The sequence below is a fragment of the Chryseobacterium sp. 2VB genome, from assembly GCF_005503635.1.
Classification (GTDB): Bacteria; Bacteroidota; Bacteroidia; order Flavobacteriales; family Weeksellaceae; genus Chryseobacterium; species Chryseobacterium cupriresistens.
Window position 1 is genome coordinate 1 of record NZ_SCNC01000047.1, and the last position, 9,545, is coordinate 9,545.

Consider the following 9,545-nt stretch of genomic DNA (forward strand, 5'->3'; position numbering starts at 1 on the left):
ACATTTCTAAAGCACAATATACTTCCTGAGTTATTTAGCCAAAACTGTTCTCTCACCCCTTTTGCTTTGTATGTAAATTTATTCTTTTGCAAACATAGGAGCCAAAACTTAAATAACAGAAGATTATATCACGGCTATCTGTGTAATTCTGTGCTATCTGCAGGAAAAAACAAATAATTATCCATAAAAAAAGCCGATACCAAACGTACCGGCTATATAATGGATGACTTACATCTTATTTTCTTTGTGGCGGATAATTTTTCATAATCTCAGCCATAATCTCTGGAATCTGTCTCTGTTTTGCTTTTGGAGAATCTACAGAAATTCCGCTTCCGATACCCTGCCAAACCAATTTGTTGCTTTTTGCATCGATAAGATCAACGATCAAAGCGCCTTCATTGTAGTTGGTTGTCCATGTTCTGTTCATACCAACACCCCATCCGAATGGTCCGCCCCATCCCCACATTCCGTAAGGAGAAGAGGAATTGATATCAGTAATCTTTTTATGATTTGCTTTTACGTTGATAATCAGATCAGGGTTTTCTCCGGACTGAAGTCCTTTGCTCTGAAGCTGTCTCGACAGCTCATTCAGCACTCTGTCTTTATCAATATCATTCAGTTTTAGATCATCAATTCTTATTTTATAGGTTTTGTAAGAATTGAAATTGGCGGTTTCAGCATAATCCGAACGTACCTGAAAAGGGCTACAAGAAGTTAAGCCTAATGTAGCAGATGCCAACAAAATAAAAATATATTTTTTCATTTTATTTATTTTTTTTATCACTTTTAATGAATGTATCAGTCTTTTTATCGTACCCGTAAGGACAGTGTCTGCAGCCGCTTTTACAGCAATATCCTCTTTTCAGATGGAATTTTTCTGTAAAAACCTTGTACCCCTGTTCATTATAGTAGAAGTCTTCACCTTCTTTGATGTCATAATGGGCCATAAGTTAAATGCTAGTCAAAAAACTTTTTATATTTGTTACTATGATAATTGTATGCCAAAAGCCTTTAAAAAAATTAAAAATTAATGGCATCGCTCTCTTTCCCTTTATCTTCATTAGGAAACCCGAAGATAAGGAAAATAATGTATTGATCAATCACGAAAAAATTCATTTACGGCAGCAACTGGAAATGCTCGTTATTTTCTTCTATATTTTCTATGGTATTGAATACTATTACTGGTTTTTTAAACTCAAAGACGGATATCTGGCCTACAGAAGAATCTCCTTTGAAAGAGAAGCCTATGCTAATGAAAACAACCTGAATTATCTCAGAAAAAGAAAATTGTGGAACTTCAGGAAATACTTTTAGAATAAGGGTATGATGCATTGGATTTCCGGGTTACGAGATTCGGGTTCAGGCTTCTGGATTCTGGCTTCCGATTTATTCTTTGTAATGACAGAAGTATTAAGATCTTTCACATCAAGATAACCGGAATATTTTGGCATTGCAGTACTGTATAATTCAATAGGAATGGGCATTAGCCCTTTTATCAAAAAAATCAAAATTCATCCGGCTTTAGCCAAAACTTAAAAAAAAGTATCAAACAACCATCTGTAGAAATCCGTGTTATCTGTGGTAAAAAAACAATAAAAACAACAAATTGTCACAACACTAAATCTTTTCCTACTTTTGTAAAGAATAAATCTTGAGTTGTAAAACTGAAATGCTATTAAAACTTCCCACAGAACCTGTTTCCATCCAGGAAATTCCCATTCAGAAAAATATTAAACTTTTCATTAAAAGGGAAGATCAGATTCATCCGTTGATTTCAGGAAATAAATACTGGAAGCTTTTTCACAATGTCAATAACTATCTCGAAAAAAATCAGAGAAACCCTTATATCATTACTTTTGGAGGTGCTTTTTCCAATCACATTGCTGCGGTTTCTGCCGTAGGGAATAGGGCGGGTATTCCAACACTAGGAATCATCAGAGGGGAAGAACTGGAGCATAAATGGCGCGATAATCCAACCTTACTTTTTGCGAAAAGAAATGGGATGAACCTGAAATTTGTCACTCGCGAAGAATACCGTCACAAAGAAAAACTTACAGAATTCCTTCAGCAGGAGTTCCCTGAAGCTTTGATAGTTCCTGAAGGAGGAACCAATAAAGAGGCTGTGGAAGGGGTAAAAATGATGCTCAACGAACAAACAAAAGATTTTGACTATCTTTGCACCGCAGTTGGAACCGGTGGTACTATTGCTGGAATTTCAAAATTTTGTGAAGAGAATCAGAAAGTTATAGGATTTAAAGCTGTTGACGATGCTTCACTTGAAAATAAAATTTTTGAATTAACTTTGAGACAGAATTTTAATCTAATAGATTCATGTTTTGGAGGTTATGGTAAAATAAGTGATGAAAACGTCCGTTTTATCAATGATTTCAAGGAGAGATACGGTATTCCTCTGGAACCGGTTTATACAGGGAAAATGATGGAGAAGATTTTTGAACTGATAGAAGAAGAATATTTTCCTGAAAACAGTAAGATTTTGTGCTTTCACACTGGTGGATTACAGGGGATTGAAGGAGCTAATCTGCTGTTGGAAAAACAGAATAGAAATTTAATTATATAAGTAAAATTGAAAAACATGAAACACTTAGTGTTCCATCTTTCATTTTAAAACAATAAAAAATATAAGATGAAAAGACTTTTTCTATCCATAAGCCTTTTAGTTTTATCAAAATTTTCAGCCCAGACTTGGGCAACCGAAGATCAGTATATTCAGAAGTTTGCTAAATATGCTGTAGAAGAAATGGAAAAATACAAAATTCCGGCTTCTATTACCCTTGCTCAGGGATTATTGGAAACCGGGGGCGGACAGAGCAGACTGGCACAGGAAGGTAAAAACCACTTCGGTATAAAATGTAAAGAAGACTGGACCGGTAGAACAATGAAGCATACCGATGATGCACCCAATGAGTGCTTCCGTGTATACGATGATCCGAGACAGTCTTATGAAGACCATTCTATATTTTTATCTACAAGAAAATATTACGCTAACCTTTTCAAATTGGATATGAAAGATTACAGAGCGTGGGCAACCGGCTTAAAAAAAGCAGGATATGCTACCAACCCGCGCTATGCATCCATTCTTATCTCCAAAATTGAAAAGTATAAATTATATGAATACGACAATACCAATTCCAATGAAGTATTGTATGCTGTTCTTAAAATGTACCCGGATCTGAAAGACGACAGAACTTTCATGGCACAGCTGGAACCTTCAAAAGCAACCAGAAAAGTGAAAGAGCCGGTTACGGTAGAAGTTCCCTATAAACAGACTTCCTATGCCCAACAGCAAAAAAGAGTGGAGAGAATTAAAACGAAAGCTGAAATTCTTAATTCTATTCTGATCAAAAGTCATCCGAATGACGGTTTGAAATATATTATCATTCCTGAAGATACCGATGTAAAATTCATTGCCAATAAATTCAAAGTAAGCGAAAGCAGGCTGATGAAATGGAATGAACTGGAAAATGAAACGTTGAAGAAAAATGACATCGTTTTCCTTGAGTCTAAAAATTCTACCGGAAATACAGCCACCTATAAAGCTGAATACGGAGAAGATATGCATGATATCGCACAAAAATTCGGAATCAAGTTAAATAAATTATATGCTAAAAACAGAATGGATGAAGGACAGCAGCCATCTGCAGGACAGCTGATTTATTTAATAGACAAAAAACCACGAAACTAATTTAATTTTTTTGTTGAGAGTCTACCGTTGACAGCTAAATGCCAACCAGCAACTGTCAACAGCAACTAAGTATATATGAAATATCAAAGAAGTTCGGCTTTATTTGATGAAGCCTACAAATACATTCCGGGAGGCGTGAACTCTCCGGTAAGAGCATTCAAATCCGTAGGAGGAGTGCCTGTTTTCATGAAATCGGCAAAAGGAGCTTACCTTACCGATGCAGATGATAATACTTACATCGATTATATCAACTCATGGGGGCCAGCCATTTTAGGACATACGCATCCTGAAGTATTGGAAGAACTGAAGATACAGGCAGAGAAAGGATTCTCTTTCGGTGCTCCTACAGAGCTGGAAACAGAAATTGCAAAATTCATCATTGAAAATGTCCCGAATATTGACCAGATCAGAATGGTTTCTTCAGGAACAGAAGCATGTATGAGCGCTATCCGACTGGCAAGAGGGTATACAGGAAGAGATAAAATCGTAAAATTTGAAGGCTGTTATCACGGACATTCAGATTCATTCCTGATCAAAGCAGGAAGCGGCGCCGCTACATTCGGAAATCCAAACTCTCCGGGAGTAACTGCCGGAACTGCAAAAGATACTTTGCTGGCCCGTTATAATGATTTTGAACAGGTTCAGGATTTATTCCGCCACAATCCGGGGGAAATTGCAGCTGTGATTATAGAGCCAGTTGCTGGAAATATGGGTTGTGTGCTGCCTGAAAACGATTTCTTACAAAACCTGAGAAAGATCTGTGATGAAAACGATGCTTTATTAATCTTTGATGAAGTAATGACCGGTTTCAGATTAGCTTTCGGAGGTGCACAGGAACTTTTCAATGTAAAAGCAGATTTAGTGACTTACGGAAAGGTAATCGGTGGAGGTCTTCCGGTAGGAGCTTTCGCTGGTAGAAATGAAATCATGGATCACCTTGCACCAAAAGGAGGGGTATACCAGGCGGGAACATTAAGCGGAAATCCTTTAGCCATGAGAGCAGGATTAAAAACCCTTCAGCTTATTAAAAATGATCCTGAGTTTTTCAACAGATTGGAGAAGACAACAGAAACATTGGATTTTGAGATCGGAAAAATATTAAACGAAAAGGGAATTGCTCACAGAATCAACAGAAAAGGTTCTATGATGTCTGTATTCTTCCATATTAAAAGTGTTTCCAACTTTGATGAGGCACAGGAAGCTAACCACTCATTGTTCAATAATTTCTTCCATCAAATGTTACAGAATGGAGTATATCTTCCGCCAAGCGGTTATGAAACTTACTTCATCAGCGATGCCATCAAGGATAAAGAAATTGATAGGACATTGGAAGCAGTAAGAAAATTTGAATATTCAAATAAATAAATAAATAAATAAATAAATAAATAAAAATAAATGAAGCCGGATTTTTTAATCCGGTTTTTTTATGCAAAAGAATTTCATGTTTCTTTGGATAAAGAGCTTGATAAAATATCCATAATCTTTGTCACTCCGTAAACAGCATAATATGAATTCCTACGGAATGACAAACTATGTGTATTATTTTTATACTAGTCGGAATTACTAGTCTTAGTTTTATACAAAAAGTAAAGGCTGTCCCCTTTGTCACTCCGTAGGAGTCTCAGCAACGTAAAAACAGCATAATCAGGATTCCAATGGAATGACAAGCGTTGTGGGGTTCTCTTTTTGTTGTAGAAAGATAAACTGACAATTCTCCCAAATAATTACCACAAAGTATAAATCATACAGATTTTGTAATAAACCATACACCTCATTCAAGGGGCTTCTTTTTAATTTTGTCTTAAATAGATTGGAAATGAAGACCTCAGACAATACCATCTCCCGTAAAGATTTTATCCGGAATTCAGCGTTGGCTGTAGCGGGATTAACTTTAATACCTAATATCATGACTGCATCGCCTTTCGATGAGAAAAGTCTTTCAGCAAAAGGAAAAATGAACCTTAAGAATGTTCGTCTGGAAACAGGATTTGAATACCAGGATGGGGAAGTGACTTCTACCAAAACGGATCTATTTTATGTTGAAGTTGAGAACGGAAAAATTATAAAGATTTCACCCAATCAACCGAATGCTAAAGCGGTAGATGCAAAAGGTCTGTTGATGCTTCCTGCATTTAAGGATATGCACATCCATTTGGATAAAACCTTTTATGGAGATCAATGGCAGGCCGTTAGAAAAAGAACAGGAGGGATAAAAGGAATGATAGAACTGGAGCAGAAAATGCTTCCTGAGATGCTTAAAAATTCCACTTTTAAGGCTGAAAAGCTAATTGAACTGTTACAGTCGAAAGGAACTTCCTACGCGAGAAGCCATGTGAATATTGAACCTACTTCAAAACTTCAGTCATTAAAAAATCTGCAGAAAGCTTTAGAAAATAAAAAGAAAGGCTTTGGAGCCGAGCTGGTGGCATTCCCACAGCACGGTGTGTTCTATACGGATTCTGTACCTTATCTGAAAGAAGCGGCGAAGATGGATATTGATTTTATAGGAGGAGTGGACCCGTTTAACATAGACGGAGATATCGAAAAAGTGGTAGACTTTACTGTTCAGCTTGCGTTGGATCATAAAAAAGGAATAGATATTCACTTACATGAAACCGGAGATTCGGGATTGAAAACGGTAGAATATCTGATTAAAAAAGTGAATGAAAACCCTGCTCTTAAAGGAAAAACATATGTAAGTCACTGTTTTGTTCTTGGAAAATTAGAAGCCGCAAAACAGGAAGAAATTGCTGAAAAATTGGGTGATGCACAAATTGGAATTGTTTCTACAATCCCTTTCGGAAGGCTGATTATGCCAATACCAACACTTTACAAGCATAATGTAACTGTTCTCACAGGAAATGACAGTATTGTGGATCACTGGAATACTTTCGGGACAGGGAGCGTACTTCAGAAAGCCAATTTAATGGCACAATTGTATGGATATTCAACAGAGTATTTATTATCAAGAAGCTTAAAACTGGCCACTGGAAATATCCTTCCGTTAGATGATAAAGGAACTCAGCAATGGCCAAAGTCGGGTGATAAAGCAAATTTTGTATTGATCAAAGCAAGTTGTTCTGCAGAAGCAGTATCAAGAATTTCAGACGTGGAGTCTTTAGTTCATGAAGGAAACGTTGTTTTTTAATGTAGAATAAAAGGATTAAATAAATTAATATATAATCTAGTTGTGTTTTTTCAACCATAAAGGGGATGAAAGTTTACAAAAAGTCACGAAACGAAGATGGAAAATGAAGATGGCGTGATACAATAAAGCTTTTGTTCCTTTTGTGGTTGTTTTAGTTTTTTCTCTCATAAATTTTAGTAATTTTAGGAGAAAATCAGGCAGAGTGGCTTACCATACAGATCATTTTCCTATTTTGGGAATTCAGGAATTTAGTGAGAATCAGCTGAAAGGCTGTAATCTGCTGTTTAATGAACTTTCCGGAGCGCGCTCCATTGATGATCCGCACAAACATGATTTTTTTATCATCAATCTTTTTGAGCACGGAGCAGGATCACACACCATCGATTTTACAGAATATCAGGTAAAAGATTATCAGATTCACCTTGTTTTTCCCGATCAGGTACACCAATGGGTGATTGAAAAAGAAACCATCGGGTATCAGCTGATGATCAGCAGAGATTGGTTTGAAAGTTTTCTGCCCTCATTAAGATTTTCTGCCTCATATTACCAGAACCATCCGGTGATCAATCTTTCCAAAGAAGTTTTTGAAACTTTTCTGTATGAATTTCAGGCCATTCAGAAAGAACTGAACGGACAAAAAGTCTTTTGGGAACTGATTCAAAAAAGAAGTGAATTGATCGGTTTGCTGGTGAGTCAATCTGTGGAAGGCGCTTTTAAAGACTTTGAAATCTATAATTCAAATCCTATTATTTCAAAATTTCTGCATTTGATTGACGAATATTTTAAAACAGAAAGATCTGTATCTTTTTATGCCGATAAACTGAATATTTCTGCCAACTACCTGAATATTGTCTGTAAGAAAAACCTCAATGCTTCAGCTTCTTCACTTATTCAGAACCGCATTTTACTGGAAGCCAAAAGACTGCTGAAAGTTTCCGAAATGTCTGTAAAAGATATTGTTTATGATCTTGGTTTCTATGATCATGCCAGCTTTTCAAAATTCTTTAAAGCACAAACAGGAATGACTCCTTCCCAGTTCAAAGAATAATCTGTACAAAACAAGACATAATTGATACACCGGTTTTACTTTCAGACCGGCTTAATTTTGTATTGTTAAATTTTAAATTATGAAATTTCCCTATCAATTAACTGCAAAAGGAAACTATTCCCTGAAAAATGTCCGTCTGGAAACAGGTTTTGAATACGAAAATGAAGAGGTTACCGGAACAAAAACAGGCCTTTTCAGTATTGAAATTGAAGATGGAAAAATAAAAACAGTAAAAGCCAATGATCCTGCTTCCAAAGCAATTGATGCAAAAGGTTATCTGATGCTTCCTGCTTTCAGAGACATGCACATTCATCTGGATAAAACCCTGTATGGTCTTCCATGGCAGGCCCTTTCTCCGAAAAGAAAAACGGTGAAAGATATGATCGCCTATGAACAGGAAATCATTCCTGAATTGTTGAAAACTTCGGTAAGCAGGGCAGAACAGCTGATCAGTTTACAGCAGCATCACGGAACGCATTTTGTAAGAACGCATTTCAATATTGATCCTACATCAGGACTGAAATCTCTGGAACATCTTGAGCAGGCTCTTAATAATAAAAAAGATTCTTTCAAAGCTGAACTGGTGGCCTTCCCGCAGCATGGAGTTTATTATACAGAAACAGCTCCATTGATGAAAGAAGCAGCACAGCTTACAAGTGTGGGATTTATTGGCGGACTGGATCCTTTAAGTATTGATGGAAGCATTGAAAAAGTAATGGATTTTACGGTTCAGCTGGCTTTAGATCACAACAAAGGAATTGATATTCACCTGCACGAAGCAGGAGAATCCGGAATGAAAACGATCAATTATCTGATTGATAAAGCGATCGAAAACCCGGTACTTCAGGGAAAAACGTTTGTGAGCCATGCATTTGCTTTAGCTCATCTTTCTCCTAAAGAAACTGAACAGATTGCAGAAAGACTGGCTGCCGGAAAAGTAGGAATTGCTTCTTCCGTACCTTTTAAAGGAAAGATAATGCCTATTCCGACCCTGAAAAAATACGGAGTAAACGTATTGATTGGAAATGACAACGTACAGGACTACTGGAGTACCTTCGGATCCGGAAGTATGCTGCAGAAAGCGAATCTTATTGCTGAACTGTACGGTTATACTACAGAATATGCCCTTTCAAGAGCTTTGCAGTTTGCGACTCAAGCCATTCTTCCTCTGGATGAAAAAGGAAAGCAGCAATGGCCAAAAGCCGGTGATGAAGCAGCAATTGTTCTGACAGATGCTTCATGCTCTGCAGAAGCTGTTTCCAGAATGTCTGAAATAAAAGCCCTGATGAATGACGGGAATTTATTCTGGAGAAATTAATCTGAGTATATATTTTTTATACACTTGTTTTTTGTAACTGCCATCGGAAGCTTTTCTGGTGGCTTTTTTTGTATGGGGTGCGGGATTCGAGGTTTTGAGATTCGTGATTCGTGATTCGTGATTCGTGTTTTGAGATTATGATTATAAATTTCGAGATTATTTATATTCAATAGGAACGGGCTTTAGCCCGTTTGAATGGAAAAAAATATACCTCAGGCTTTAGATTCTGTGTTAACTTCCAAATATTTTTTATACATTTATATTTATAAAAGCGACCTTGAGTTAGCTTGCGTAGGGTGAACGTCTTTGATTTTTACCCTACTTTCTT

Annotated in this window: 10 protein-coding genes; 7 read left to right on the forward strand and 3 right to left on the reverse strand. The window is 36.7% G+C overall.

All coding sequences use genetic code 11. The features are described 5' to 3' along the window. Positions 1-235 precede the first annotated feature (235 nt). The gene (locus FFS26_RS22175; protein ID WP_110011388.1) at positions 236-763 is read right to left on the reverse strand and encodes a DUF4136 domain-containing protein; all 528 of its coding nucleotides are present in this window, start codon (positions 761-763) and stop codon (positions 236-238) included. A gap of 1 nt (position 764) precedes the next feature. Beyond that, positions 765-947 carry a DUF5522 domain-containing protein gene (locus FFS26_RS22180; RefSeq protein ID WP_047434227.1) on the reverse strand — a complete coding sequence of 61 codons (183 nt, stop codon included), beginning with the start codon at positions 945-947 and terminating at the stop codon, positions 765-767. Positions 948-987: 40 nt separating this feature from the next. Between FFS26_RS22180 and FFS26_RS22185 the strand changes: the two genes are divergently transcribed. Continuing rightward, positions 988-1,314, forward strand: coding sequence for a hypothetical protein (locus tag FFS26_RS22185; RefSeq protein WP_110011389.1), 327 nt, complete (start codon positions 988-990; stop codon positions 1,312-1,314). On the opposite strand, the gene FFS26_RS22690 is transcribed toward FFS26_RS22185, so the two are convergent. After that, positions 1,311-1,484, reverse strand: coding sequence for a hypothetical protein (locus FFS26_RS22690; protein ID WP_171006376.1), 174 nt, complete (start codon positions 1,482-1,484; stop codon positions 1,311-1,313). The genes FFS26_RS22185 and FFS26_RS22690 overlap by 4 nt on opposite strands. Before the next feature lie 185 nt (positions 1,485-1,669). On the opposite strand from FFS26_RS22690, the gene FFS26_RS22190 reads away from it, so the two are divergent. The 6 genes from FFS26_RS22190 to FFS26_RS22215 all read left to right on the forward strand — a co-directional run bounded on the left by FFS26_RS22190 (position 1,670) and on the right by FFS26_RS22215 (position 9,217). Then, a complete protein-coding gene (locus FFS26_RS22190; protein ID WP_110010200.1) occupies positions 1,670-2,578 on the forward strand; it encodes a 1-aminocyclopropane-1-carboxylate deaminase/D-cysteine desulfhydrase in 909 nt (302 codons plus the stop codon). A gap of 66 nt (positions 2,579-2,644) precedes the next feature. Next, complete coding sequence (locus FFS26_RS22195) at positions 2,645-3,703, forward strand: glucosaminidase domain-containing protein (protein WP_062674272.1); 1,059 nt, start codon at positions 2,645-2,647, stop codon at positions 3,701-3,703. Between the two features lie 75 nt (positions 3,704-3,778). Then, entirely contained in the window at positions 3,779-5,068 is a 1,290-nt protein-coding gene (gene hemL / locus FFS26_RS22200; RefSeq protein WP_110010199.1) for a glutamate-1-semialdehyde 2,1-aminomutase, read from the forward strand. 451 nt (positions 5,069-5,519) lie between these two features. After that, positions 5,520-6,851 carry an amidohydrolase gene (locus tag FFS26_RS22205; protein WP_137906177.1) on the forward strand — a complete coding sequence of 444 codons (1,332 nt, stop codon included), beginning with the start codon at positions 5,520-5,522 and terminating at the stop codon, positions 6,849-6,851. Between the two features lie 202 nt (positions 6,852-7,053). Beyond that, entirely contained in the window at positions 7,054-7,899 is an 846-nt protein-coding gene (locus tag FFS26_RS22210; protein WP_110010197.1) for an AraC family transcriptional regulator, read from the forward strand. Positions 7,900-7,978: 79 nt separating this feature from the next. Next, the gene (locus FFS26_RS22215; RefSeq protein ID WP_137906178.1) at positions 7,979-9,217 is read left to right on the forward strand and encodes an amidohydrolase; all 1,239 of its coding nucleotides are present in this window, start codon (positions 7,979-7,981) and stop codon (positions 9,215-9,217) included. Positions 9,218-9,545 lie beyond the last annotated feature (328 nt).

Bases quoted from the DNA above. Each gene is read 5' to 3' on its own strand.
- FFS26_RS22175 (WP_110011388.1), bottom strand. From the start codon at position 763: ATGAAAAAATATATTTTTATTTTGTTGGCATCTGCTACATTAGGCTTA.
- FFS26_RS22215 (WP_137906178.1), top strand. From the start codon at position 7,979: ATGAAATTTCCCTATCAATTAACTGCAAAAGGAAACTATTCCCTGAAA.
- FFS26_RS22180 (WP_047434227.1), bottom strand. From the start codon at position 947: ATGGCCCATTATGACATCAAAGAAGGTGAAGACTTCTACTATAATGAA.
- FFS26_RS22190 (WP_110010200.1), top strand. From the start codon at position 1,670: ATGCTATTAAAACTTCCCACAGAACCTGTTTCCATCCAGGAAATTCCC.
- FFS26_RS22690 (WP_171006376.1), bottom strand. From the start codon at position 1,484: ATGCCCATTCCTATTGAATTATACAGTACTGCAATGCCAAAATATTCC.
- FFS26_RS22185 (WP_110011389.1), top strand. From the start codon at position 988: ATGATAATTGTATGCCAAAAGCCTTTAAAAAAATTAAAAATTAATGGC.
- hemL (WP_110010199.1), top strand. From the start codon at position 3,779: ATGAAATATCAAAGAAGTTCGGCTTTATTTGATGAAGCCTACAAATAC.
- FFS26_RS22195 (WP_062674272.1), top strand. From the start codon at position 2,645: ATGAAAAGACTTTTTCTATCCATAAGCCTTTTAGTTTTATCAAAATTT.
- FFS26_RS22205 (WP_137906177.1), top strand. From the start codon at position 5,520: ATGAAGACCTCAGACAATACCATCTCCCGTAAAGATTTTATCCGGAAT.